Origin of the sequence: Arboricoccus pini (genome assembly GCF_900187945.1) — a bacterium.
Lineage (GTDB): Bacteria > Pseudomonadota > Alphaproteobacteria > Geminicoccales > Geminicoccaceae > Arboricoccus > Arboricoccus pini.
In genome coordinates this window covers 301,976-326,757 of sequence record NZ_FYEH01000002.1, presented here as the reverse complement: position 1 = coordinate 326,757, position 24,782 = coordinate 301,976, and the positions used below count along the sequence as shown (strand labels likewise).

Below are 24,782 nucleotides of genomic sequence, written 5' to 3'. Positions count from 1 at the left end.
GGATGATGGAGCGATGAGTAGCAAGGATGTGGGCATGCAGCCGGCCGGGGCGCGCGCTGCGCCCATGGGCCTGCCGGCTAGCCCCTCGCGGGACGATCTCGTCAAGCAGGCGCCACCGGGTCCAGGCTCCGGCGGGGTGGGATGGTTGCAGGCCAACATGGCCAAGCTCGTGCTATCCCCGTCGCTCGCGGTCACCCTGGTCTTTGTCTACGGCTTCATCGTCTGGACCGTGGTGCTCTCGTTCAGCACCTCACGCCTCCTGCCCATCTATAAGTGGGCCGGCTTGGAGCAATATGCCCGGCTCTGGGCCACGCCGAACTGGTATGTGGCGATCAAGAATCTCGGCATCTATGGCGGCCTCTATATCGCCATTTCGCTGTTTCTCGGCCTCTTCATCGCGATCCTTCTGGATCAGCGGATTCGCGGCGAGGGCGGTCTTCGCCCGATCTTTCTCTATCCGATGGCGATCTCCTTCATCGTTACCGGCACGGCCTGGAAGTGGTTCCTCAATCCCGGCCTCGGCCTTGATCGCGTCATGCACAGCTGGGGCTGGACGAGCTTCACATTCGACTGGTTGATCAATCCGGACATGGCCATCTACACGGTGGTGATCGCTGGCGTGTGGCAGACTTCCGGCTTCATCATGGCCATGTTCCTGGCCGGTCTACGCGGTATCGACAACGAGGTGATCAAGGCGGCCCAGATCGATGGCGCACCGACCTTACAGATCTACTGGCGGATCATTATCCCGCAATTGAGGCCGGTCTTCCTCTCCGCCCTGATCATCCTCCTGCACATGGCGATCAAATCCTACGATCTTGTCATCGCCCTGACCGGTGGCGGTCCGGGCAACGCCACCGAACTGCCTTCAACTTTCATGTATTCCTATACCTTCACGCGCAATGCCATGGGCGTCGGTGCCGCCAGTGCCGTCATGATGCTCATGACCATCGCTGCCGTCATCGTGCCCTATCTTTATTCGGAGCTCAGGGAGCGTCGTACGTGAGCGTCGATGCCGGCAGTGCCGCCATATCCGCGCGTGGCCCGAGGATCATCATCTACGGGCTGCTCATCCTGTTCGCCGTCTTCTACCTCCTGCCGCTCTATGTGATGCTGGTGACCAGCCTGAAGCCGCTGAGCGAGATCCAAAGCGGCAACATGCTGCAACTGCCGCAAGCGCCTTCCTTCTATGCGTGGGAGAAGGCCTGGGGGGCAGCCTGTATCGGCGTCACCTGCGAAGGCTTGAAGGGATTCTTCTGGAATTCGATCCGGATGGTCGTGCCAGCGGTCACGATCTCGACGATCCTGGGCGCACTCAACGGTTACGTGCTGACGAAATGGAAGTTTCGCGGCCACAAGCTTATTTTCGGCCTCATGCTCTTTGGCTGCTTCATCCCGTTCCAGGTTGTCCTGGTACCGATGGCACAGGTCCTGGGCAGGCTCGGCCTTGCAAGCTCGACTCCGGGCCTGGTCCTCGTCCACATCGTCTATGGCCTGGGCTTCACCACGCTCTTCTTCAGGAATTTCTACGTTGCCTTTCCGGACGAGCTCGTGCGGGCCGCCATGATGGATGGCGCTGGTTTCTTTCGGATCTTCTGGCGGATACTCCTGCCAGCCAGCCTGCCCATCATCGTCGTTACGGTGATCTACCAGTTCACAAATATCTGGAACGACTTCCTCTTCGGCGCCTCGTTTACATCCGGCGACGCCGCACCGATGACCGTTGCTCTCAATAACCTCGTCTCAAGCTCGACCGGCGTTAAGGAATACAACGTGGATATGGCAGCGGCCCTCATCGCCGCCTTGCCGACGCTGCTCGTCTACGTCGTGGCCGGCAGATATTTCGTGCGCGGCCTGATGGCTGGCGCTGTCAAAGGCTGATCGCATGGCATTTCTTGAAATCGACCGGCTCCATAAGCGCTATGGCGCCACCGAGATCCTCAAGGGGATCGATCTCGATCTCGACCAAGGCGGCTTTCTCGTCCTGGTCGGCCCCTCGGGCTGCGGCAAGTCCACGCTCTTAAACACGATCGCCGGGCTCGAGCAGATCACCGGGGGCGAGATCCGCCTGGAAGGGCGCAAGATCAACGATCTTCATCCCTCCCGCCGCGACATCGCGATGGTCTTTCAAAGCTATGCGCTCTATCCGACCATGTCGATCAAGGACAATATCGGCTTCGGCCTTGAGATGCGTAAAGTGCCCAAGGCCGAGCGCGAGGCGGCGATTGCTCGCGTCGCCAAGACGCTGCAGATCGAGCATCTCTTGCAGCGACGTCCCTCGCAGCTCTCGGGTGGTCAGCGCCAACGTGTTGCCATGGGCCGCGCGCTCGTGCGCAATCCCCGGCTCTTCCTTTTCGACGAGCCCTTGTCGAACCTGGATGCCAAACTGCGGGTCGACATGCGCACCGAGATCAAGCGCTTGCATCAGCAGACCGGCACGACGATCGTCTACGTGACCCATGACCAGATCGAGGCGATGACGCTCGCCACCAAGATCGCAGTCCTGAAGGATGGCAAGCTACAGCAGGTCGGCACCCCGGCCGAGATCTATAACCGCCCCGATAATCTTTTCGTTGCCGATTTCATGGGGTCGCCTTCAATGAACCTCATGGCCGGGACCGTCCGGGCAAGCGGCAATGGGGCCATGATCCAGCTGGCCCAGCGCGAGGGCAGTATCGCGTTGCAGATACCGCCCTCGGTCACCGCCCGCGACCTGCCGCCGGAAAAGAAGGTGATCTTCGGCATTCGCCCGGAGGCCATCACCGACATTGACGGGGCGGACCGCCACGCCAGCCAGCTCCAGACGATCGAGGGAAGGGTGGATGTCATCGAGCCCGCGGGGTCCGACACTTATGTCGTCACTCAATTGGGCGGCAAGGAGGTCATTGCCCGTATGCGTGCGGAGGCTTCCTTGAAAGTCGGCGATCTCGTGCCGTTCGCCTTCAACCTCGACAAGGCGCTGCTCTTCGATCCTGAGACCGGCTATCGGCTCTAGGACGGGGAGGATTGGAGCGAAGACAATCGACGGCCGTGAGTGGGGCTAGACGATGGCTGCTGCTTGTGTTCGCCACTCAGGGCCTGTCGATCGCGGCTTGCAGACCTCCCTTTGCTGTCCTCGTGCCCGCCGAACGGGGGCAGGCTCTAATATTATCAGCTGAGAGCACTCTTCCAGTCGGTCACTGACGTCGCTCTCTTCAGGCTCGGCCGGGTGGCGGTGCCACCTCGAGCAGAAGATCCAGCGGCAAGGCATGGCTCGTCCGCCCCCTGCGGCCCACCATGGTCTCCGCCATGGTGAGACTGTTCCAGATCGCCTCCTCGGTGGCTTCGACAGCGGCTTTCAGGAGGGGGGCCAGACTCATCTCGCGGAGCGCTCGAAGCCCGCTCATGGCGACGTCCAGCCCTTTGCCGCTGGCTCTGCCCAAGTCATTGCCGGTCGAAAAGGCCAGGAAAATGTCGCCGCTCGTCGGGTAGCCGAACCCGCCGGTCCGGCCAAGTCCAAGCGCTGCCCGCCGAGCCAGTCGCTTCAGCTGATGCGGTAGGAGCGGCGCATCCGTGGCGAGGATGACGACGATCGAGCCGTCCTTGCGACCCGCATCTTCGAACAGACCGGGAATGCGGCTGACCGGCAGGAGACGGCCCACAGGGACGCCATCCAGCCGCAGATCCTCGCGCCGACCATAATTCGCCTGGACAAGCGCACCCAGCATGAAGTGCTCGCCGCCGATCTCGATCATGCGCGAGGCGGTTCCTGTTCCGGCCTTGAACTCGTGCGCGTTGGTTCCCGTACCACCGCCGACGTTTCCCTCCGGGACAGGGCCGCCGCGCGCAGCATCGAGGGCCGCTCTCGCGTGATGTGGCCTGACGGCGAAGGTCTCGCTCATCGAGAGCCAACCGTCATAGGTTTCGCTGACGACCGGCAGCTTGAAATCGGCATCGACGTCGGCCTCGGCTTCCGCCGCCACCATTCCCTCCTGCACGGCCCCCACGGAAAAGGTCGAGCAAAGCGCGATCGGGCCCATCAACAGACCGAACTCGTCAATCCAGCTGCGGCCAGTGATCTCGCCATTGCCGTTCAGCACGTCGACCGCCGCGAATAGATTGCGCCGCCAGACCTCTCCCTCCTGCGGGGCTATCACCGTGACACCCGTGCGCAGGACGTATGGCTCATCCGTGATCAGCGTCGTCATGCCGACCCTGACGCCCGCAATGTCGGTAATGGCATTCAACGGGCCCGTAGGCAGATCCCCGATCCGATAACCGAGGTCACGTAGACGCTGCCGCTTCATCCATAATCTCCTCGGCATGCTGGATATTCATGCCCGGTGCTTGGCCCAGTGCTGCTGCCAGATCGCCGCGTTGCGCTATCTCGACCCGCTCCAGGCCTAGCCAGCGGGCGATCAGGCAAAGCTCGCCTGCCAGGGCCTCGGCGACCGGACCCTCGCCCTGGCCCGGCTCCAGATAGGCGGCGCGCACCAGCAGCCTGCCGAGCTTGCGTTCGGTCTTGAGGTCGACCCTGGCCACCAGCCTGTCGCCCATCAAGAAGGGCAGGACATAATAGCCGTGCCGGCGCTTGGCGGCCGGCACATAGATCTCGATACGGTAATTGAAGCCGAACAGCCGCTCGACCCGGCCGCGCTCGAAGACCAGAGGGTCGAACGGAGCCAGAAGCGCACGGGCCCTGGGGCGTCGCGGCAGGCGTGCGCCCGCCGACATGAAGGCCGGCTGGCGCCAGCCCTCGACCACCACGGGCCAGATGTGGCCAGCTTCGACCAGTTCTGCCAGCCGCGCTGCCGTTCCCTCGACCGGCAGCCGGTAATAGTCGCGAAGATCCGCGGCCGTCGCCACGCCGAGCGCCACCGCGGCACGCGCCAGGAGGTCGCGTTGTGCGTCTTCGCGAGGAGGCGTCGGTGTCGCCAGGATGGCGTCTGGCAGAACCCGCGAAGGCAGGTCGTAGAGCCGCTCGAAACCCCGCCTGCCGGCGGCTGTGATCCGCCCCGTCCAGAAGAGAAATTCGAGTGCCAGCTTGCCGCTGTTCCAGCCCCACCAGGCGCCGCTCCGGCTGCCGGCATCCTCGAGATCGGAAACGCCAAGGGGGCCTAGCGCTTCGATCTCCAGCAAGACGCGGCGAACGACCTCTCTCTGCTCGTGACCGAATTGCGCGATGCCTTTCCACATGCCAAGGCCTGCCTCGGCATCGTCCATGCGCCAGCGAAAAAGCGGCTGGAGGGCTATGGGCAGGAGCGAGGCCTCGTGCGCCCAATATTCGAAGAGCCGTCTGTCCCGGGGCCGCGGGCGCTTGGGATGATGCGCCGCCAAGCGATCGAGATCGTCGCGGGCATAGGCACCCAGGCGCGAGAAGAGCGGCATGTAATGGGCGCGAACCACGACCGAGACGGAATCGAGTTGCAGCAGGCCCAGTCGATCGATAGCGCCAGCAAGCCTTGCGCCTGCCGGCGGACTGATCGGGCGGCCATCGGCCAGTCCCTGGGCCGCCAGAGCCAGGGCGCGCGCCTGCCTGAGGCTAAGGCGCTCCGGTCGGCGTCCGCTCGATGTGGGTTCGGCGGTAGCTTCGAGGTTCGAGCTCATCGCCGTCGATCTAGCCGGCGACGACGGGCTTGGTAAAGTTGTAGGCGCAAACCGCAAAAAAAACGCGCCCGATCAGGGACCGGACGCGTTCTCTTTAGCCGTCGCTCCGGTCTTACAACCAGAGCAATCTCGTCGGATTAGAAGCGGAAGCCGACGCCTGCACCGGCATTCGTCTCACCCTTGGTGATCGGATTGCGCCAGTTATAGTCGTAGGCCGCCTTCGTGTAGAGGTAGACGTTCTGGGAGACGCTAACGCGGAGGCCGATTTCCGGACCCGTGATGCCGCCGTCCTGGACGCCATTGCCGTAGGTGCCGCCGATGTTCCAGCCGGCGTAGGGCTGCACGCGACCCCAGGCGCCGATGGCATCGATACCGGCGACCGACCGGCCGAGCAGGCCGCTATTGTCGACGCTGTAGCTCTGCTCAAGCGACTGGCTGATGCGGAAGCGCAGGCCAGGCTTCGGGCGATAGCCGAGGGTGATCTCACCACCCGCAGCCGAGCCGGTGTTATGACCGTCTTCCTCACGACCGATGAAGGTATAGAGACCGCCGACCTCAAGTTCCCACTTCTTTGGGGCGACGACAGGGGCTGCCGGCTCCTCGGCGACCGGGGGCGGCGCCGGGGGCTGGGCCGGGAAGGCAATGCTGACGAAACGGTTCTTGGGCTCACGAACCCCATCAGCCGTCGGGATCATTGGCTGCGATTCGCCAACACCCGAAGACAGGATGTTAGCGGTAGGCACGCCCGAGGTTTCGAGAACGGACTGAACCGCTGCCGCGCGGCGCTCGGAAAGCCGCTGATTGTAGGCGGGCGAACCGGAGCGGTCGGCGTGGCCCACGATGTTGATCGTGGCGTTGCCGTTGTTCTTCCAGTCATTGGCGGCCTGCGCGATCACGCTGCGTGCATCAGGACGCACGGTCGCGCGATCGAAGTCGAAGAACACGTAATATTCACCAGGCGCGGTTTGGGCCGCTTCGACCTGATTGCCCTGCTGGGTGAAATTCGTCGTGCTTGCCGTATCCTGTGCCATCGCGGCGGGAGCCAGGACAACAGCCAGTGCGGAGCCGAGGAGAAGTTTTTGAATCACACGCATTTTTATCGTCCAAGGTTGACCGTGTTGGGCCCGTGCGAGCCACTGCCCCCTAAATAAGCCTTTCTTTTGAATGTTCCCTAGGGTCGCCGGGGCTTTCGCCTGGTTGTTGCTGAACGGTCACACGACTTTCGCGGTCAAGGCGTGGCCACGAAGGCTTGCGAAGGGCCGGCGACGCGGCCAGAACAGGCCATCTTCGGCCGTCAGCCCCGGTTTTGACGGCCCCACGCCCCCTTGGATGACGTTCAAGAATGCCCAATACACGAATGCGTGAGGTGCTGAGCACGACCTTCGGCTATGCTGCTTTTCGACCGGGACAGCAGGCATTGGTCGAGGCCATCGTCGATGGGCAGGATGTTTTGGCCGTCATGCCGACGGGGGCCGGCAAGAGTCTTTGCTACCAGCTACCCGCCCTTTTAAGCGAGGGCACCACGCTGGTGATCTCGCCACTGGTAGCCCTCATGCGCGATCAGGTGAGTGGACTTGAGCGGCTGGGCATTGAGGCAGGAGCGCTCTCATCCGGCCAGGATGCGGCCGGCAACCGTGAAGTGGCCAGCCGATTTCAGGCAGGCGCGTTGAAGCTGCTCTATTTGGCGCCCGAGCGACTGGCACTGCCGGGAACGCTCGATCTCCTGCGGCGTGCGCCTCTGGCTCGCCTTGCTGTCGATGAAGCGCACTGCGTAAGCCAGTGGGGGCACGATTTCCGACCGGATTATCTGCGCATCCGCGAAGTGGCGGACGAGCTCGGCAACGGGCGTTCCATGCAGCTCGTGGCTTTTACCGCGACTGCCGATCCGGGCACGCGCGAGGAGATCGCAAGGCGCCTCTTTCCCGTGGCGCCCAAGATCGTCGTCCATGGCTTCGATCGACCCAATATCAGCGTCGCCATGGAGCCCAAGCGCGAGGTGCGGCGACAGATCCGCGCCTTCATCGCCGGGCATGCGGGTGAAAGCGGCATCGTCTATGCCTCCAGTCGGCGCAAGACCGAGGAACTGGCGGCGGCCCTGGTACAGGACGGGATACGGGCGGAGGCTTATCATGCCGGGCTCGACAGCAGGCTGCGAGGCCAGCGTCAGGAGCGATTCCAACGCGAGGACGGCATGGTCATGGTGGCGACCGTGGCTTTCGGTATGGGAATCGACAAGCCCGATGTCCGCTTCGTCGCCCATGCCGACATGCCGCGCAGCGTCGAGGCATATTACCAGGAGATTGGCCGGGCCGGCCGGGACGGGCTGCCGGCGGAAACGCTCAGCCTATACGGACTAGACGACATGCGGCTTCGACGGCTGCAGATCGAGCAATCCGAAGGGAGCGCCGAATTCAAGAGGGTCGAGCAGCAGCGATTGGCGGCACTGATCGCCCTCATGGAGACTCCGCGCTGCCGCTGGCAGACGATTCGCGGTTATTTCGGTGAGACGGCGGAGCCATGCGGCCATTGTGACGTGTGCCGCCACGGCATTACCGCCGCCGATGCGACGCAGGAGGCGCGCATGGTGCTGTCCGCCATCCTTCGCACCGAGGAACGCTTTGGCACCGAGCATCTGATCGACATCCTGGTCGGCCATGCGACGGAGAAGGTCTGCCGGTTCGGCCATGATCGCCTGCCGACCTTTGGCGTCGGCAAGGATCGCAGCCGCGATGCGTGGCGGGGCGTCGTGCGCCAGCTCTACGGGGCCGGCCTCATCACCACCGATCTCGGTGGTCACGGGAGTTGGCGGATGGAGGCGGATGCTCGCTCGTTGCTCAAGGGCGAGACACGGTTCGAGGTGCGGGCCGATATTTTCACCAACCGAAAGCCCCTGCGGAAATCGGCATCGCCGCACGTTACCGACGATCTCGATGTTGAGGAGCAACTCCTCTTCGAGCGTTTGCGCGCAAAGCGCCGCGAGATCGCTACCGACGAGGAAGTGCCGGCCTACGTCGTCTTTCCCGACCGGACGCTCAAGGAGATGGCGCGGCTACGACCGCGCAGCCTAGCAGAGATGGGCGAGGTCAATGGCGTCGGCGCCGCCAAGCTCGCGCGCTACGGGCGCGCGTTCCTGGAGGCTCTCGACGTCTGAAGGCGCGCGCCGCCGCCCGTCCCGTCCGCGCGCTCAGCTCCGGGCGCGCTTCTTCGCTGGCGCCTTCTTGACGGCCGGGGCGGTGGTTTTCTTGGTCGCGGTCGGGACCGGCGTGTTGGCGGTCGTCGCCTCGTTGCCCAGACGCGTCTGCATGATCAGTGTCTCGGGACCATCGGGGAAGACGATGACGCAGCCCGTCGGCTGGCCGCGCGTGACGGTCTCGGGATAGCTCTTGCCGGCCACGTAGCCCGTGGGTGACGTCATCGTTGCGGCGAAGCTGCTGCGAACATCGCAATTGGCCGGCACGCCAGGAGTCCATTCGCTCCAGCCTTGCGTCGTCGTCTGGATATTTCCGTAGCTGGCCGGCACCGAGACCGTGCCGATCGGCGTCGTGACGCCGCTGCTGCGCGCGGTGATGGTAGCCGTCCATGCGATCGTGTCGCTCGAAGGGCCAGGGGCACGCTTGACCGCAAAGCGATAGGTCTCGCCGGTCTTCCAATCGAAGGGCAGGCGGCAACTTGCACGTTTGTCGCGGCCATAGGCGGTGCAGTTCGGGGTCAGGCCTTGCGTGTCAGCGCCGAAGAAGCTGAAGACAGCTTTCTTGCCGGGCGGGCTGTTGAGGAACTGGCCGTCGGGCTGCAGGCCGACATAGAAGCCCGGCCCGTGCTCGAACTGTGCCCAAAGCGCCCAATACCAGCGCGTATTGGCGCCGGGCGTGAACTTGGTGACGTTCAAGTCCCATTCGAGAGCATCGAATGCTGTCGGTGCGTCGCTTTGAAAGATCGCCTGAGCGAATTCCGAGGGCGTCGCGTTCGTGGCGAGCCCACCTGCATCAGGACGGTCATCGGGGTGAAAGAGATTATTTATGTAGGTGCAGCCGGAGAGCGGCAGACTGCACAGGAAAAAGCCGGCCAGCAGCCAGCGTCGCATCGACATCTTGTTCTCCACCATCGGTTCGTAGCCGGCCGGGCGACAGGTCGTGCCGGAATCGTTTACTCAATTCGCGTCGCCGGTAAAAGGCGAGGGTGTTGATTTCACGTCTGCAGGTTCACGTCTGAGCCATTGCATTAGTGAGCCGCCGCCTCTCGCCCGGACGTCCTCTATATGGCCTGGACATAGGGCTAGCGCGGCGAGGGGCGATGGGCGACGTTAATGGCGAGGAGCGCGGTCGGCTCGCCGGCCTGGGTGGCAACATTGCGCTGCCTTGCATCCTCGGTCAGTGGGAAGCTGGAGGCAACGGGGCGCGAACCCTGCTGCCTCACCACTGGAGTCCCGGGGCATGGGCGTTCGTACTGGATCGCGGCCCACCCTTGCCGGGATCGCGTCGCGCGAAAGGGGCCTGAGCCCAGCCAGGGCGATGGGTAGATCGGGTACACCAGAAAGAGCCGACGCCGAGCTCGACCAGTCGGTCTCGCCTGCTGGCGATGCCTCTAAGATCGCCGATGCCTTCGCCGTTACTGCCCCGCAAGCAGCGGGAATCAATCTGCCGGCGGACGACTTCAGTGAGGTTGACGGGGGCGGCAGCAATCAATTTCTTCTCGAGGGCTATGGCTATGGCTATGGCTATGGCTATGGCTATGGCTATCGCTGGTAGCGCATTGTCGACCTCGTGGTGCGGCAAAGCGGAATCTGGGCTGTCGGGCCCGTCATTCTGCGTGAGATTTGCGTGGCGTCACAATTTCGATTGCGACGCCACCGCTTCGCCGGATCTCGGCCGGTGTCGCGCACAACCGGCCGATCCGATAGCGAGGCCCGTCTGGACTGCAGCCCGTTACAGGTCAGTCTTTCGCCCGTTCGACGTAGGAACCGTCCTCGGTCATGACGACAATCCGGGTGCCGACGCCGATATGCGCGGGCACGGTCGTCTTGACGCCGTTGTTCAGGAGGGCCGGCTTGTACGAGGAAGAGGCCGTCTGTCCCTTCACGGTGGGCTCGGTCTCGACGACCTCGAGCGTCACGCGCTGCGGCAGCTGGATGGCGATGGCCACACCCTCGTGCGTCGAGAGAGTAACCTCCATGTTTTCCTGCAGATAGGGGGCCGTGTCACCGACCACGTCGCGGCTGACCTGGACCTGATCGTAGGTCTCGGGATTCATGAAATGGAACCCGTCGCCGTCCTCGTAGAGGAAGTTGAAGGGGCGGTCCTCGACGAAGGCACGCTCGACCTGCTCGGTCGTGCGATAGCGTTCCGAGATCTTGACCCCATCGCTGATCCGCCGCAGATCCATCTGCGTCACTGGCGTGCCCTTGCCGGGATGAATGTTCTGAGAACTCAGAATGACGTAGAGCTTGCCGTCGAGATCGACGACATTGCCCTTGCGCAAGCTGCTGGCGATGACTTTCGGCATGGTATCCACTGCATGAACGAGGCGACCGGCGAAGTTGCCCTGCGATCGCGATTGAAGCGCGACGGCCGGCAGCCGTCGCAAACTGGGCCCCGAAGTACCGTCCTTCCGGCGATCGGTCCAGCCATCCTTGCATGGGGAGGAGCTTCGCATGCAACAACGAGATGAGGTGGACCGCTGGTGGCAGCCTGATCGGCACAAGGACCGGCGTCCCTTTCTCCTGGCCCGCAACCGCATCCGTCGGGCCCTCGGCGCCTGGTTCGAGGCCCGAGGGTTCGTCGAGGTGGACACGGCCTGCCTTCAGGTGTCACCCGGCAACGAGGCGCATTTGCACGCTTTTAAGACTGCCCATGTCTCGACCGATGGCCAGACGACCCGGCCCCTTTATCTCCACACCTCGCCGGAGTTCGCCGTCAAAAAGCTGCTCGCTGCTGGTGAACAGCGTCTCTTCACCTTCGCCCACGTCTTTCGCAATCGAGAGGCCGGCTACAGGCACAGTCCCGAATTCACCATGCTCGAATGGTATCGTCGCGAGACCCCGCTTGCGGTGCTGATGAGCGACTGCGAGGCGCTCTTGCGCGAGACCCTCTGCGCGGCCGGATCGGACAGGCTGGCGCATCAGGGCCAGCTGCTGGCGGTAGATGGCGAGTTCGAGCGCCTAAGCGTTGCCGAAGCGTTCGCGCGGCATGCGGGGATCGACCTGCTTGCCACCTGCGACCTGGAGGGTGGCGTCGACCGGGAGGCGCTGGCGGCCGAAGCCCGAAAGGCTGGGCTGCGGGTGGCGCCGGACGATTCCTGGTCGGATATTTTCAGTCGGGTCATCGTGGGCCGGGTCGAGCCGCATCTGGGGATGAGCCGGCCGACAATCCTCCATTCCTATCCGCTTGCCGAGGCGGCCCTGGCTAGGCGAGACCCCGCCGATCCGCGCCTAGCCCAGCGCTTCGAGCTCTATGCGCTGGGCGTGGAGTTGGCTAACGGCTTTGCGGAACTGACCGATCCCGTCGAGCAGCGGCGTCGCTTCGAGGCCGAGATGGCGACCAAGCAAGCCGTCTATGGCGAGACCTATCCGCTGGACGAGGATTTCCTGGCCGCTCTGGCCATCATGCCGGAGGCTTCCGGCATCGCTCTGGGTTTCGAGCGGTTGGTCATGCTGGCGACCGGGGCCCAGCGCATCGATCAGGTTCTCTGGACGCCCGTAGACTGCTAGCGCGGCATTTTCGGCTCGATCGGCGTCATGTCCAGACCGAGCAGCGATTCGATAAAAGCGGCGCCGGCCAGGACCTGAGCCTCGGCCCGCGGCGGCCCGACGACCTGCATGCCGACCGGGAGGCCCAGAGTGGTGAAGCCGCAAGGCAACGACAAGGCCGGGCAGAAAACGAGGGTGATCGCGTAGGCGATAGCCAGCCATTCGACATAATTGTCGAATCGATGGCCATTGCATTCAGCCACATAGCGCTGCTCGGCGGGATAGGCAGCCACGATCGTCGCTGGCGTCAAAAGCAGGTCGTATTGCGTGAAGAAGCTGAGCGTACGCTCATACATCAAGGCGCGTAGCGCCTGTGCCCGGGCGATCTCCGTGGCACTCAGCTTCAAACCCTGCTCGATGTTCCATATCACCTCGGGCTTGAGCTGGTCTTTATGATGCTCGAGCAGATGCGCCTTCGAGACCGCATAGGACAAGGCGCGGAGAACCTGGAAGCATTCATGCGCGGGGCTAAGATCGGGATGGGCCTCCTCGACGATAACGCCTTCCTTCTCAAGACGCCTTGCCGCGCCTTCGACGATGGCGGCCACTTCCGGATCCACGGGCGTGATGCCGAGATCACGCGAAAAGGCGACGCGTCTTGGCCGCTGCGTCAGCTTCATGCCCTCGCTGAACGAAACCGGTGGCCGCGGCAGGGACAAGGGATCGCGGATATCAACACCGCTCATGGCATCAAGGAACAGGGCAAGGTCGGCTACGTTGCGGGCCATCGGCCCTTCGGTGCTGAGCGTATTGTCGAGTAGTACGCCCGGATCCGCCGCCACCCTGCCCATGCTGGGGCGCATGCCGACGATGCCATTGAAGCTCGCGGGATTGCGTAGCGAGCCGCCCATGTCGGAGCCCTGGGCCAGCCAGGCCATGCCGGTCTTCAACGCCACGGCGGCACCGCCTGATGAACCGGCGGCGGAACGGCTGGTATCATAGGGGTTGCGCGTAACCCCAAATACCTCATTGAAGGTATTGCCGCCCGCCCCGAATTCAGGCGTGTTCGACTTGGCGTAGATGATGGCACCTTCGGCCTCGAGATGCTCGACCATGATGTCGGAGTGATCCGGGATATGATCCTTGAAGATCAACGATCCCTGGGTCGAGCGCACGCCTTCAACGTTCGTCAGATCCTTGATGGGAACGGGTAGTCCCGCAAGCAGCCCGCGCTCCTCGACCGGCAACCGCATCAGCCGGTCGGCGGCCGCCCTGGCTCGGGCGAAGCAGAGCGTCGGCAAGGCGTTGACGGCCGGATCCACTTCGGCAATGCGCGTCTCCAAGGCATCCAGGAGATCGTGCGGCCTTATCTCCCCGGACCTTAGTCTGGCGACCAGGGACGTCGCGGTTTCGTCGATCAAGCTGCGATCCAGCATGCGCTACCTCCGTTGCCGGAGGACAGGAACGCCAAGCGGGCGTATCGGTCAAGCGTACCTTCGCGCAACAGTCTCGTAGGACCGGTCGGCTGGTCGAAAATCGACGCGCTACTCATGGCGCCCCTTTTCTTGTGACCCAAAAGACATTAGCGAGCGTCTCCTAACGAATAGACGTGACCGCAGGCGGTCCGAGGGGAGGCCATTTCATGGCAACACAAACGCTGCCCGCTGTGTCGAGTTCGTCTGACGGCATGGGCCGCATTGCGACGGCCAGCCTTATCGGTACGGCGATCGAGTTCTACGATTTCTACATCTATGGAACCGCGGCCGCGCTTGTCGTCGGCGCTATCTTCTTTCCGCCTGGCGATTCTGCATCACAGTCCTTGAACGCCTTCCTGACATTCGGAATCGCTTTCTTAGCGCGCCCGCTAGGCTCGGCATTTTTCGGGCATTTCGGCGATCGGATCGGTCGAAAATCGACGCTGGTCGCTTCGCTTCTGGTGATGGGCCTCTCGACCACCCTGATCGGCGTCCTGCCTAGCTACGAGCAGATCGGCGTCGCGGCCGCTATCCTCCTCTGTCTCTTGCGCTTTCTTCAAGGCATTGGGCTTGGCGGCGAATGGGGTGGAGCAGCGCTTCTCGCAACCGAGAGCGCGCCTGCCGGACGCAAGGCTTGGTATGGCATGTTTCCCCAGCTTGGGCCCTCGGTCGGCTTCATCATGGCAAACGGGCTCTTTTTAGCCCTTCTCTTTCTTCTCGACGATGCCCAGTTTCGTGCCTGGGGCTGGCGCGTGCCGTTCCTTGCGAGTTTCGTTTTAGTGGCGATCGGCCTCTATGTGCGTTTGAAGATCAGCGAGACGCCGGCATTTAGCCGCGTCCTCGCGAGCGCGCCGCCGGAGAGCGTGCCTTTTGTCAGTCTCTTTCGTCATCATTGGCTGCCGGTCCTGCAGGGCTCGCTTGCCATGGTCGTCTGCTATGCCCTCTTCTACATTTCGACCGTGTTTGCCTTGAGCCATGGCGTTGGCGCGCTTGGCATCTCGCGTTCCGCCTTTCTCACGCTTCTCTGTTTTGCCATCCCGGCGATGGCCATCGCCACGCCGATCTCGGGGCATCTTTCGGATCGCTACGGCCGGCGGCCAATTCTGCTTGTGGGTTCGTTAGCCGCTGCTCTCTCGGGGCTGTCGCTGCCGTATCTGCTCGGTAGCGGCAGCCTACTTGGCGTCTACCTCTTCCTCGTCCTGGAATTGGGCCTCATGGGGGTGACGTTTGCACCTATGGGCGCCTTGCTGCCGGAACTTTTCCCGACGCGTGTGCGCTATAGCGGCGCCTCGATCGCCTACAATATGGGCGGCATCCTCGGGGGCTCGCTTGCGCCCTATGTCGCGCAGATCCTGGTCGACCGGGGCGGGCTCAGCTATGTCGGCTATTACGTGACTGCGGCAGGGCTCTTGAGCTTTCTTGCCGTCTGCAGCATGCGCGAGACCGCCAACCTCGATCTGCTGTCGCTGGATTGACCGTTCGGGCGTGCCGGATCGGCTAGAGGCTGGAGGCTCCGGCTAGGCTCTTGAAGACCGGCTCGGGCGGCGGGTTCATATCCTTTCGCGCCCCTTTAAGGTGATCGAGATAGATGCCGAGGTCGCAATGGTCGAAGACATGGCCGTGCGCTTGGCCCACACCTCGTGCCAAGTCATGGTTCACGGCCCCCATGCGCTCATACCGCTTCCGCATCACGTCGAAGAGGTAGGAATCATGATACTGGGGATATTTGAAGAGTGCGTCCGCCACATAGAGGTGGCGGAATGATGCCATGAAGCTGGTCATCAAGGGATGGCGCAGATTGAAGCCGGTCAGGCAGCAATCGGAAAATTTGCGGCGGGCGATGTAGCTCAGCATGGCATTGGCCGGCATCATCTGCGCGATGAAGCTGTCCGGGATGGCTTGGCGGGTGATAACGTCGGAGTCGAGCCAATAGAGTATATCGGCGTCGCAATTCGCCGCCGCATGGAAAATCGCGAAGCTCTTATGGCTGAAGCGTACCGCCTGCCACATGAACGAATCTGCCTCGCAGACCCGAAGGACGCGAATTTTTGGCTTGCGCCACTCCACACGCAACCGCAGACGGCGCGAGGCACGGCCATTGGCACGCGGGTTGTCACGATGACGCTCGCGAAAGGCGACAAGTTCGGGGGACGCATCTAGAAGATCGCGGAAAATGATGCGATCGCTCTTAACGGGCGGTTTGAACTGCTCGCTATAGGCAAGAAGGCGGATATCGCCCGGCCAAAAGCGATCGAACGTATCGAGCATCCTGCCTGCGTAGCCGTCGTAGGATGCCTCGTTGAACGTCGTCACGACAGCTATCCGGGTCATCGCCCCTCTGTCAGAATTCGATATAGGGTTGGGGTAGCGGGATCGTTCCGCGACGTCTACCGTTGATTAGCGCAAACATCGCATCCTTTAGGTCCTGGGCTAAGGGCATCCGATGGTATGCGTACCTATGCGTAATGATTACGAATGGAACTGAACCATGCTGGCGTTCCCCTATGTTGCCGTTACTGAACGCTGGCCTAGACGCTCGTAAACCTTTTATAGAGCCCACCCGTTCCATTGAGACGTCAATAAGGACGTCTGGTTTCAAGGTCGAGGTTTTCCAAGCTCCGCTCATGTCCGACGCTGTGCAGAACGCTCCAGTGGGGCGCCTGCGCCGACTCCTAACAGGACTCGGCGCTTTTCTCGAGGTGCTGCGGCTCGTCTCACCGATGCAGCGCTTCATCGTCGTGGGCGGCCTCTTTCTGTCGAGCATCCTCGAACTATGCGGGATGGGTATGATCATTCCGCTGCTCGCCACGGCGTCGGGTGCCAGGGAGGCCAAGGGCGTCTCGCTAGGGGTGGAGAAGCTCTTTGCCGCTGTGGGCCTGCCCTTTGCCGCCTATGCGATCCTTATCGTCGTCGTGGTCGGCCTCACGCTGAAAGCGGTGGTCGGCATCCTCATCATGAAGCATGTGACCAATCTGGTCGGCAGGATCAGCCGCGATTTCCAGATCCGTCTGACCAAATCCATTCTCGAGGCACGCTGGGGCTTTTTCATCAGCCAGCCGCTGGGGCGGCTCGTCCACGCGACCGGTTCGGAGGCGGCCGCCATCGGCGAATGCTTTGCGATCGTCACGACGATTATCGCCGCCAGCCTCACTTCCTTGCTCTTCCTTACACTTGCGGCCCTGCTTTCCTGGCAGCTTCTAGTCCTCATCATCTTCATTACGATCATGATGTTTGGGTCGTTTGGCCGGCTCGTGAAGAACGCGCGCGAGGAAGGCAAGGCACATCGCAGCCGCATGAACACGCATGCGGCACAGTTTACCGACGCCATGATCGGCTTCAAGCAGATCCGCGCCATGGGCCGCACGGATCGCTTCGCGTTGCTCTTCGAACGTCAAGCGCGGATGATGGCCAAAAGCCTCAAATCGCGCGTGATGAGTGGCGAGTATGCCGCCGAGCTGCAGGAGCCGGTTATCGGCATCCTGCTTGCCTTCGGCTTCTTCTTCGCCCTCCACAAGATGGCGCTCTCGCCCACCGCCATCATGATCATGTCGTTGCTGCTCGTGCGGACGCTGGCGGTACTGGGGCCGATCCAACGCAACCTGACCCGCTTCTACCAGGCGTTCGACGGCTATAAGTCGTTAAGCGGCCTCTTGGAGCAGATCGAATCGCACGCCGAAGAGACCCTGGGGACCAAGCAGCCGCATTTCGAGCGCGCTATCAAGCTGGAGGGCATCACCTTCGGCTACGGTCAGCAGCCTGTCTTGCGCAACCTCGACCTCTTCATTCCCTCGGGCAAGATCACGGCGATTTCCGGACCCTCCGGCATCGGCAAGTCGACGATCGTCGATCTGATTGTCGCCTTGCACCAGCCCCAGTCTGGTCGCGTCATGATCGACGACGATGAACTCATGACACTGGATGTCCGGCTGTGGCGCCGGTCGGTCGGCTATGTGCCGCAGGAGATCACGCTCTTCCACGATACCATCTTTAACAACGTGGCCCTCTGGGAAGAGGGGATCACCGCGGATGAGGTCGAGAAAGCGTTGAAGGCGGCGGGTGCCTGGGATTTCGTCACCGCTCGGCCCGACGGCATCATGACCGTTGTCGGCGAGCGCGGCAATTTCCTCTCCGGCGGCCAGCGGCAGCGGATCTCGATTGCCCGCGCCATCCTTCACAAACCGCGTCTGCTCATCCTGGACGAGGCAACGACCGGGCTTGATCCGGCGACCGAAGCACAGATCTGCGAGCGTATCCGCGACCTTTGCCGCGAGACGGGCCTGACCGTGATGGCCGTCTCGCACCAGCCGAAATGGCGTGAGGTCGCCGATCTCGTCTATCGCATCCAGGACGGCCAGGCCCGTCTTGTCTCGTCGCCGCAGGACATTGCCGCGATCTCGGAGCAATTGGCGCCGCAGGAGCTGCAGCGCGCCTGAGCCTTGTCCTCACGCTTCAGGCACGAGCCGAGCGGCCTATGCCTAGAGCCTCGCTAATCCTGATGGTGGCGGGCCTGGGCCAGGGTCTGCATCAGCTCCCTGGCCCAGCCGCTCTCCTCCAGTTCCTCGAGCGTCATCGCCGCCTTGCGGCGCCAGTTTGGGTATTGATCTGTTGTCGCGGGCAGGTTCACCTGGGCCGTCTCCCGCATCAATTCGTCGACTTGCACCATTGCTATCGCCGAATGACTGCGACCCAGGAAGCTGTGCACGGCCAGTGACAGATCGTCAGGATCGACCGGCGTGGCCGGATCCTGGCCGGACTGGAGCTCGGCTCCGGCTGTGCTGCCTCCGTCCTGCCCACCCTGGACGGATAGCCCACGCGTCCGACGATCGCCTGTCATCAGGCCCGCTTGGCTCAGGGCCGCGAGGAGAGCAGCCTTGTCCGCTTCCCGCTGGCGACGCTGCCGCGGACCCTCTTCGGGATCGCTGTAGAGATGCCGATCCTCTCGGATCTTGATGTCTTCTGCCGCCCACCAGCCGGCCAGGGTCGGCAGGTCGTGGCTGCTCACCGTCGCCATGGCGGCCGAAGCATAGGCCGCGGGCGGCAGGTAGTTGCCGGCGCTATCCTGCTCGAAAAACAGGAGTTTATAGGAAAGAATGCCATAGTCGGCCATCTTGGCGCGAAAGCCCTCAGGGACGGTTCCTAGATCTTCGCCGACGACCAGACATCGATGCCGATGCGATTCAAGGGCCAGGATCGCTGCCAGGTCGTCGAATGGATAGGTCATGTAGGCTCCATGCCGGGCGCTCTTGCCGGCTGGCACCCACCATAGACGCTGCAGGCCGAGCACATGATCGATGCGCAGGCCGCCTGCATGGCGCATGTTGGCGCTCACCAATTGAATGAAACTTCGATAGGCCTCGAGCCGGAGTGCGCGGGGATTGAACGGGGGCAGGCCCCAATCCTGGCCATTCGGGTTGAAGATATCGGGCGGGGCGCCGGCATGGGCGCCGGCCACGACCACCGAGGGATCGATCCATGTCTCCGCTCCGCCGGCATCGGCGCCCACGGCCAGATCGCGATAGAGCCCGATCTCGAGCTTGAGGTCATGCGCGATACCAGCGGCGGCCGCAAGCTGGCCGTCTGCCACCCATTGCAGCCAAGCAATAAAATCGACGAGCTCGGCGTGGGCCGTCGCAAAGTCGTCGACCGCAGCGCTTCGCGCCTCCTGCAATTCGGGCTCCCAGTTGCGCCAGTGGGCCGCGGCGTGATCGATGCTGCTGAAATCGGGCATTGCCGGATCGAGGCCGGCCTTGCGCAGTCGGAGCGCCTGGAAGACGCAGAAAAGGCGCAGGTCCTGCCCGTGCATCTTCTTGAAACGGGCAAAGGCATGCTTGCGCTGCTCCGTTGCGGTCTCGGCGAAATGCCTGTGGAGCGAATGGAGAGCGGCCAATTTAAGGGCGGCGACCCGCGCATAGGTCACTTGCGGGGTAGAGCGGGCCTCGGCCAGGTTGGCCTTGAATGCCGGCGCTGCCAGCAGCGCTTGCGTAGCCTCGTCCGCCCGCAATTCGGGAATACCCTCAATGTCGATATAAAGCGGGTTCAGCCAGAGCCGCGACGCAGGCGAGTAGGGGCTGGCCGATTCCGGCGTATCCAGGAACAGGGCGTGCAGCGGATTGAGGCCGATCGCATCGGCCTTTTCTACCGCTGCGATCTTGGTCAGCCGGACGAGATCGCTGAAATCGCCGATCCCCCAATTGCCCTGGCTACGTAGCAGATAGAGTTGCGCCGTGATGCCCCAGGTCTTGCCACCCTTATCGAGCGTCGGTGGCAGCCAGCATCGGCTCGGTGCCAGGATGATCATTGTACGAGCATCGGTGACCAAGAGCTGATGGTAGCCGGGCGGTAGGTCGGGCGGCAGGGTGATGATGCCACCGGCTAGCTCGCCCTCGAGTGACTGGCCGTCCTCGAGTTCGAGCCGCCAGGCCGTCCCCTCGGTCAAAGCGACGGGACCAATCCTCAGCGGATCGCCCAGGAGGCGCGCAACGATGACAGGCGGCATTGGGCCAGCATCTTGCCGCTCATCCAGTGCCTCCAGATGCCGACATGCTGCCGCCTCGTCCGGTGAATCGAGGCCGATCGCTGCCAGCAAGGCGCGCAGGGTTTCATCGGTGGCGTGCATTTCCTGACCGCGGGCATCCCAGAATGTCAGCTGCACCCCCGCCCGGCTGGCTAGCCTGTGGAGGGTCGACATGTCGGTCATGGGAGTGATCCCTCCGTTGGCGGTCGGCATGACCACATTTGTGCGATTTCAACCGGGCGATGCTCGTTCGGCAAGGTCCGGTCGGACACGCCACACCTGCTGGAATCAGGTCGGGGGATCAATGGTTCCAACTGTGAATGCCTAGGTCCCGCTCACGGGACGACAGCAAGCACGGCGATGCGGCGCCGGGTCGACGGATCGCTCCTTGACCGGGCGCCTGACATCCTCGATTTTGCGCCCCATCATCGCCAGCTAAACATGGCCGTCGCTTAAAGAGGGATTTTTCGCAGATGGGTCAGCCATTGTCGCCCGCGGGCCGTTCGCATCCGTTCGCCTTGAGCGACGCTTCGTACACAGTGAAGTTTTTTGCCGTGCTCTTCGGCACCGCCCTGCTCGCGGCGGCGTCCTGGATCTCGGTGCCGATGTTCCCGGTGCCCATCACGATGCAAAGCTTCGCGGTGGTGCTGGTAGGTGCGCTGGGCGGGTGGGCGCTGGGTGGCGTCACGGTTCTGGCCTGGTTGGCCGAAGGAGCTTTGGGTCTTCCCGTCCTGGCGAGCGGTACCGGCGGTCTGCCGCACTTCATGGGTCCGACCGCAGGATATTTGCTGGCCTTCCCGGTCATGGCCATGATTTCGGGCTACGCCGCCGAACGCGGCCTTTTCACTAAGGGCATCGTGCTGCCGTTTTTCGCCATGGCGACTGTCCAGGGGCTTTGCCTGGTTCTCGGCGCTGCGTGGCTGGCCGTCCTGCTGGGCGACGTGTCGCGGGCGTTTGCTGCCGGCGTTGTGCCCTTCGTCGTGGGCGGCCTCCTGAAGGCGGCCCTCGTGGTGGCGGCCGTGAAGGTGACCGGAGCGGACCTCAAGCGCCAAGCTTGAGCACGACGATCTTGAGGCGGGCCGGGCAGAACGTCCCGGCCGCTCTCTGGGCCGAACGATGAACGGGCCTGCGGCAGTCAGCAATTCCTTCGCGTTGACGCCTAGATTGCAAACGAATTGCCGCAGCCGCAGGATGAGGCCGCGTTGGGATTGGCCATGCGGAAATAAGAGCCGGTCATGTCCTCGACGAAATCCAGCTCCGCGCCCAGGACATACATCAACGACATGCCGTCGACGACGACCGTGGCACCCGCCTTTTCGATGACGATATCGCCGGGCTCCTCCTTGTCGTCGAGATCGAACCCATATTGAAAGCCCGAGCAACCGCCACCAGAGACCGCGATGCGCAGCCTGAGCCCCGGCCGTCCTTCGGCCTCCAGGATCGTCTTGATGCGCCGCGCGGCATTGGCCGTGACGAGCAGCGGTGCTGGCCTTTCGAGAGTGGTCGTCATGCGTTCCTGTCCCATGAGCCTGAACCCTATATCTAGGCGCAAGCCTCGGTCTGTTGAAGACTCGCTCTGTCGCAGGCCGTGCAAAGGCATCTTCCATTGACGCTAGCCAGCTTCGCCTGCCTTGCCGAGGCAAGTGCCGGACGCGCCTTGGTCGAGCCGGGACAGGGCCTGCGCAGCTGCTTTCAGCGGGATCGCGACCGCATCGTCCATTCGACGGCATTTCGCCGCCTCGAGAACAAGACCCAGGTCTTCGTCTCGGGTGAGGGCGATCATTTCCGCACACGGCTGACCCACTCGCTTGAGGTCGCGCAGATAACCCGCACGCTTTGCAGCGCCCTTGGTTGCGACACCGATCTCGGCGAAGCCGTAGCGCTGGCCCACGATCTCGGCCATCCGCCTTTTGGCCACGCAGGCGAGCGGGCGCTGGCGGAGGAATTGGCGGCGTATGGCGGGTTCGATCACAATGTTCAGACCTTCAGGGTCTTGACCCGGCTCGAGCAGCGTTACGCGAGCTTCGACGGGCTGAACTTGACCTTCGAGACCCTGGAAGGGGTGCTCAAGCATAACGGCCCGCTGGCCGAACCCTTGCCTGGCGCCATAGCGCGTCATCCGGTTGCCGCCGCGGGCTTGCTGCGGCAGCAAGGTCCCGTCGAGGCACAGGCGGCAGCGCTGGCGGACGATGTCGCCTACTGTAATCACGACCTGGACGACGGGCTGCGCGCCGGCTTTTTCGACCTTGACGACCTGCGAGACGTAGCTCTCGTCGCCGAGACGACGACAACCGTTCGGGGCCTCTATGGCCCGATCGACCAGCGGCGGCTTCATCATGAGGTCATACGCCGCCTGATCGACCAGATGGTGACCGACATCATCGTGCGGACAAGACATAATCTCGCCGCACTGGGCGGCGCGCCTTCGCCCGACCTCGCGGCGATACGCGCGGCCTCATCACCCGTTGTTGCCTTCTCGCCCGGCATGGCGGCCGAAATTGCCGCTCTTCGCGCCTTCTTGCGCAAGCGGATGTATCGCCACTACAAGGTCAATCGCATGTCGTCGAAGGCAAGGTCCATCGTCCGGAATCTGGTCCAGCTCTTCATGGCCGAGCCGGACTGCTTGCCTACCCATTGGCAGCCGGAAGGTGGTGAGCCGCAGCAGACGGCCGATGCCGTGCGCGACTATATCGCCGGCATGACGGACCGTTACGCCTTCGATGAATACGATCGTTTATTTCGAACCACGCGCGACCGCTGATGAACCCCTTCGACGATCTTTCGGCTCTGGTAACGGCAGCCCTAGGCCAGCTTCAGGCGCAGGGTGTCCTGCCGGAAGGACAGGACTTGGCGCGCGTCCAGGTCGAGCCACCACGTGACGCCGCGCATGGCGATGCCGCGACGAATGCGGCTCTCATCCTGGCCAAGGCGGCGGGTGCCAAGCCCATGGACATAGCCGCTGCACTAGCCGTTGCCCTGGAAGGAGCACCCGAGGTGGATGCCGCAGTGGCGGCAGCCCCCGGCTTCGTCAATCTCTCGATGCGCCGGAGCTTCTGGCTGCGGCGCGTGCCGGATATCCTGGCGGCAGGTGCACTTTATGGCCGCAGCGATCAGGGCGGCGGCCAGAAGGTCAATGTCGAGTTTTGTTCCGCCAACCCGACCGGCCCCCTTCATGTCGGCCATGCGCGCGGCGCCGTCTTTGGCGATGCCTTGAGCAGCCTCCTTCAGCATGTCGGCTACGAGGTCACGCGCGAATATTACATCAACGATGGCGGTGCGCAGATCGACACCCTGGCGCGCACGATCCACCATCGCTACCGCGAGGCATTGGGCATGGATGTCGGCCCGTTGCCCGCCGGCTACTACCCGCTGGCCGAACTCGTGCCCGTCGCCGAGGCCATTGCCAGGCGCGATGGCGATCGTTGGGTGATGGCGCCAGAAGAAGAATGGCTCGAGGCTTTCGGCCAGGAAGCCGTGCAGGCCATGATGCGGCGCATCAAGGGGGATCTCGCGGCTCTGGGCATCCATCACGACGTGTTCAGTTCCGAGCGGCGCCTGCGCAGCGGTGGCGAGGTCGACGCGGCGCTGGCCAGGCTCGATGAGCAGGGGCTGATCTATGAGGGCGTGCTGCCGGCCCCCAAGGGCAAGCCCATCGAGGACTGGGAGCCAACGCCGCAACTGCTTTTCCGCGCCACTGCCTATGGCGACGATATCGACCGCCCGCTCAAGCGCTCGAATGGCGCCTGGACCTATTTCGCCGCTGACCTTGCCTATCACTTCGACAAGTACGAGCGTGGCTTCAACGCCATGATCGATGTCCTAGGGGCCGATCATGGCGGGTACGTCAAGCGGATGCAGGCGGGTGTGCGGGCCTTGTCCAAGGAGGAGGCCCGCCTGGACGTGATGCTCTGTCAGCTCGTCAAGCTGATGGACGGCGGTCAGCCGCTCAAGATGTCGAAGCGCGCGGGTCGTATCGTCACTTTGAAGGATGTCGTCGACGAGGTCGGCAAGGACGTTTTTCGTTTCATCATGCTGACCCGCAAGAACGACGCCGCTCTGGAGTTCGACCTCGTCAAGGTCAAGGAGCAGTCCAAGGACAATCCCGTCTTCTACGTCCAATATGCCCATGCGCGCATCAGCTCCGTCTTCCGTAACGCGGCGGGCGAGGGGATCGAGACCGGGCCGCCCGCCCTCATGGCTGCCGATCTCGACCGCTTGAGTGATCCGCTGGAATTGGCCCTTATCCGACAGGCGGCGGGCTTTCCGCGGATCGTGACGCAGGCAGCGGAGGCGAGGGAGCCCCATCGCATCGCTTTCTTCCTGCACGAGCTTGCCGGCCAGTTCCATGCTCTTTGGACGACGGGCAAGGAACGGCAGGAACTGCGTTTTATCGTGGCGGAGGATGCCGGTCTTACCGCCGCGCGACTGGCGATGCTGGCTGCTGTTCAGACCGTGCTGGCGGCGGGGCTTAAGCTGATTGGCGTCGAGCCGGTCGAGGAGATGCACTGAGCCTGCAGCCGGGTAG

The 24,782-nt window shown here is 63.2% G+C and carries 20 protein-coding genes; 11 read left to right on the top strand and 9 right to left on the bottom strand.

Annotated features, from left to right (window positions below; all coding sequences use genetic code 11):
- The first annotated feature begins 157 nt into the window (after positions 1 to 157).
- From CFB17_RS04275 to CFB17_RS04265, 3 genes are read left to right on the top strand one after another with little or no spacing between them, the layout of a single operon-like run.
- On the top strand, positions 158 to 1,006 hold the full coding sequence (locus tag CFB17_RS04275) for a carbohydrate ABC transporter permease (protein ID WP_243389731.1): 849 nt from the start codon (positions 158 to 160) through the stop codon (positions 1,004 to 1,006).
- The gene (locus CFB17_RS04270; RefSeq protein WP_243389719.1) at positions 1,003 to 1,881 is read left to right on the top strand and encodes a carbohydrate ABC transporter permease; all 879 of its coding nucleotides are present in this window, start codon (positions 1,003 to 1,005) and stop codon (positions 1,879 to 1,881) included. The genes CFB17_RS04275 and CFB17_RS04270 overlap by 4 nt, the downstream gene beginning before the upstream one ends.
- A 4-nt stretch (positions 1,882 to 1,885) precedes the next feature.
- Positions 1,886 to 2,995 carry an ABC transporter ATP-binding protein gene (locus tag CFB17_RS04265; RefSeq protein ID WP_088560145.1) on the top strand — a complete coding sequence of 370 codons (1,110 nt, stop codon included), beginning with the start codon at positions 1,886 to 1,888 and terminating at the stop codon, positions 2,993 to 2,995.
- Positions 2,996 to 3,194: 199 nt separating this feature from the next.
- Here CFB17_RS04265 and CFB17_RS04260 read toward each other — a convergent pair whose 3' ends face one another.
- The 3 genes from CFB17_RS04260 to CFB17_RS04250 form a co-directional block, all read right to left on the bottom strand.
- Positions 3,195 to 4,286 carry a P1 family peptidase gene (locus CFB17_RS04260; protein ID WP_088560144.1) on the bottom strand — a complete coding sequence of 364 codons (1,092 nt, stop codon included), beginning with the start codon at positions 4,284 to 4,286 and terminating at the stop codon, positions 3,195 to 3,197.
- Positions 4,264 to 5,586: a winged helix-turn-helix domain-containing protein gene (locus CFB17_RS04255; protein ID WP_088560143.1), complete on the bottom strand. Its 1,323-nt coding sequence runs from the start codon at positions 5,584 to 5,586 to the stop codon at positions 4,264 to 4,266. The genes CFB17_RS04260 and CFB17_RS04255 overlap by 23 nt, the downstream gene beginning before the upstream one ends.
- A 137-nt stretch (positions 5,587 to 5,723) precedes the next feature.
- Positions 5,724 to 6,680 carry an OmpA family protein gene (locus CFB17_RS04250; protein WP_088560142.1) on the bottom strand — a complete coding sequence of 319 codons (957 nt, stop codon included), beginning with the start codon at positions 6,678 to 6,680 and terminating at the stop codon, positions 5,724 to 5,726.
- Between the two features lie 248 nt (positions 6,681 to 6,928).
- On the opposite strand from CFB17_RS04250, the gene recQ reads away from it, so the two are divergent.
- A complete protein-coding gene (recQ, locus tag CFB17_RS04245) occupies positions 6,929 to 8,737 on the top strand; it encodes a DNA helicase RecQ (RefSeq protein WP_088560141.1) in 1,809 nt (602 codons plus the stop codon).
- A 33-nt stretch (positions 8,738 to 8,770) separates the two neighbouring features.
- On the opposite strand, the gene CFB17_RS04240 is transcribed toward recQ, so the two are convergent.
- Positions 8,771 to 9,673, bottom strand: a complete 903-nt coding sequence (locus CFB17_RS04240) for a hypothetical protein (protein ID WP_088560140.1) — start codon at positions 9,671 to 9,673, stop codon at positions 8,771 to 8,773.
- Positions 9,674 to 10,016: 343 nt separating this feature from the next.
- Here CFB17_RS04240 and CFB17_RS04235 point away from each other — a divergent pair, with 343 nt between their 5' ends.
- Positions 10,017 to 10,331: a hypothetical protein gene (locus tag CFB17_RS04235; RefSeq protein ID WP_133063830.1), complete on the top strand. Its 315-nt coding sequence runs from the start codon at positions 10,017 to 10,019 to the stop codon at positions 10,329 to 10,331.
- A gap of 184 nt (positions 10,332 to 10,515) precedes the next feature.
- On the opposite strand, the gene efp is transcribed toward CFB17_RS04235, so the two are convergent.
- A complete protein-coding gene (efp, locus tag CFB17_RS04230; RefSeq protein ID WP_088560251.1) occupies positions 10,516 to 11,085 on the bottom strand; it encodes an elongation factor P in 570 nt (189 codons plus the stop codon).
- A 148-nt stretch (positions 11,086 to 11,233) separates the two neighbouring features.
- Between efp and epmA the strand changes: the two genes are divergently transcribed.
- The gene (gene epmA / locus CFB17_RS04225; protein ID WP_088560138.1) at positions 11,234 to 12,289 is read left to right on the top strand and encodes an EF-P lysine aminoacylase EpmA; all 1,056 of its coding nucleotides are present in this window, start codon (positions 11,234 to 11,236) and stop codon (positions 12,287 to 12,289) included.
- Here the strand turns inward: epmA and CFB17_RS04220 are convergent.
- Positions 12,286 to 13,704, bottom strand: coding sequence for an amidase (locus tag CFB17_RS04220; RefSeq protein ID WP_088560137.1), 1,419 nt, complete (start codon positions 13,702 to 13,704; stop codon positions 12,286 to 12,288). The genes epmA and CFB17_RS04220 overlap by 4 nt on opposite strands.
- A gap of 206 nt (positions 13,705 to 13,910) precedes the next feature.
- Between CFB17_RS04220 and CFB17_RS04215 the strand changes: the two genes are divergently transcribed.
- Positions 13,911 to 15,218, top strand: coding sequence for an MFS transporter (locus CFB17_RS04215; RefSeq protein ID WP_088560136.1), 1,308 nt, complete (start codon positions 13,911 to 13,913; stop codon positions 15,216 to 15,218).
- 22 nt (positions 15,219 to 15,240) lie between these two features.
- Here CFB17_RS04215 and CFB17_RS04210 read toward each other — a convergent pair whose 3' ends face one another.
- Positions 15,241 to 16,074 (bottom strand): hypothetical protein, encoded by an 834-nt coding sequence (locus CFB17_RS04210; protein ID WP_088560135.1) that lies wholly within the window; start codon positions 16,072 to 16,074, stop codon positions 15,241 to 15,243.
- A gap of 293 nt (positions 16,075 to 16,367) precedes the next feature.
- Here CFB17_RS04210 and CFB17_RS04205 point away from each other — a divergent pair, with 293 nt between their 5' ends.
- A complete protein-coding gene (locus tag CFB17_RS04205) occupies positions 16,368 to 18,176 on the top strand; it encodes an ABC transporter ATP-binding protein (protein ID WP_165769416.1) in 1,809 nt (602 codons plus the stop codon).
- Positions 18,177 to 18,229: 53 nt separating this feature from the next.
- On the opposite strand, the gene malQ is transcribed toward CFB17_RS04205, so the two are convergent.
- Entirely contained in the window at positions 18,230 to 20,440 is a 2,211-nt protein-coding gene (gene malQ, locus CFB17_RS04200) for a 4-alpha-glucanotransferase (RefSeq protein ID WP_165769415.1), read from the bottom strand.
- A 290-nt stretch (positions 20,441 to 20,730) separates the two neighbouring features.
- Here malQ and CFB17_RS04195 point away from each other — a divergent pair, with 290 nt between their 5' ends.
- The gene (locus tag CFB17_RS04195) at positions 20,731 to 21,315 is read left to right on the top strand and encodes a biotin transporter BioY (RefSeq protein ID WP_088560132.1); all 585 of its coding nucleotides are present in this window, start codon (positions 20,731 to 20,733) and stop codon (positions 21,313 to 21,315) included.
- Between the two features lie 101 nt (positions 21,316 to 21,416).
- Here the strand turns inward: CFB17_RS04195 and erpA are convergent, their stop codons facing one another.
- Complete coding sequence (erpA, locus tag CFB17_RS04190) at positions 21,417 to 21,767, bottom strand: iron-sulfur cluster insertion protein ErpA (RefSeq protein WP_088560131.1); 351 nt, start codon at positions 21,765 to 21,767, stop codon at positions 21,417 to 21,419.
- A gap of 96 nt (positions 21,768 to 21,863) precedes the next feature.
- On the opposite strand from erpA, the gene CFB17_RS04185 reads away from it, so the two are divergent.
- Together CFB17_RS04185 and argS are read left to right on the top strand one after the other, a co-directional pair.
- Positions 21,864 to 23,018, top strand: a complete 1,155-nt coding sequence (locus CFB17_RS04185) for a deoxyguanosinetriphosphate triphosphohydrolase (RefSeq protein ID WP_243389718.1) — start codon at positions 21,864 to 21,866, stop codon at positions 23,016 to 23,018.
- Positions 23,018 to 24,766 carry an arginine--tRNA ligase gene (gene argS, locus CFB17_RS04180; protein WP_088560129.1) on the top strand — a complete coding sequence of 583 codons (1,749 nt, stop codon included), beginning with the start codon at positions 23,018 to 23,020 and terminating at the stop codon, positions 24,764 to 24,766. The genes CFB17_RS04185 and argS overlap by 1 nt, the downstream gene beginning before the upstream one ends.
- The last annotated feature ends 16 nt before the right edge of the window (positions 24,767 to 24,782 follow it).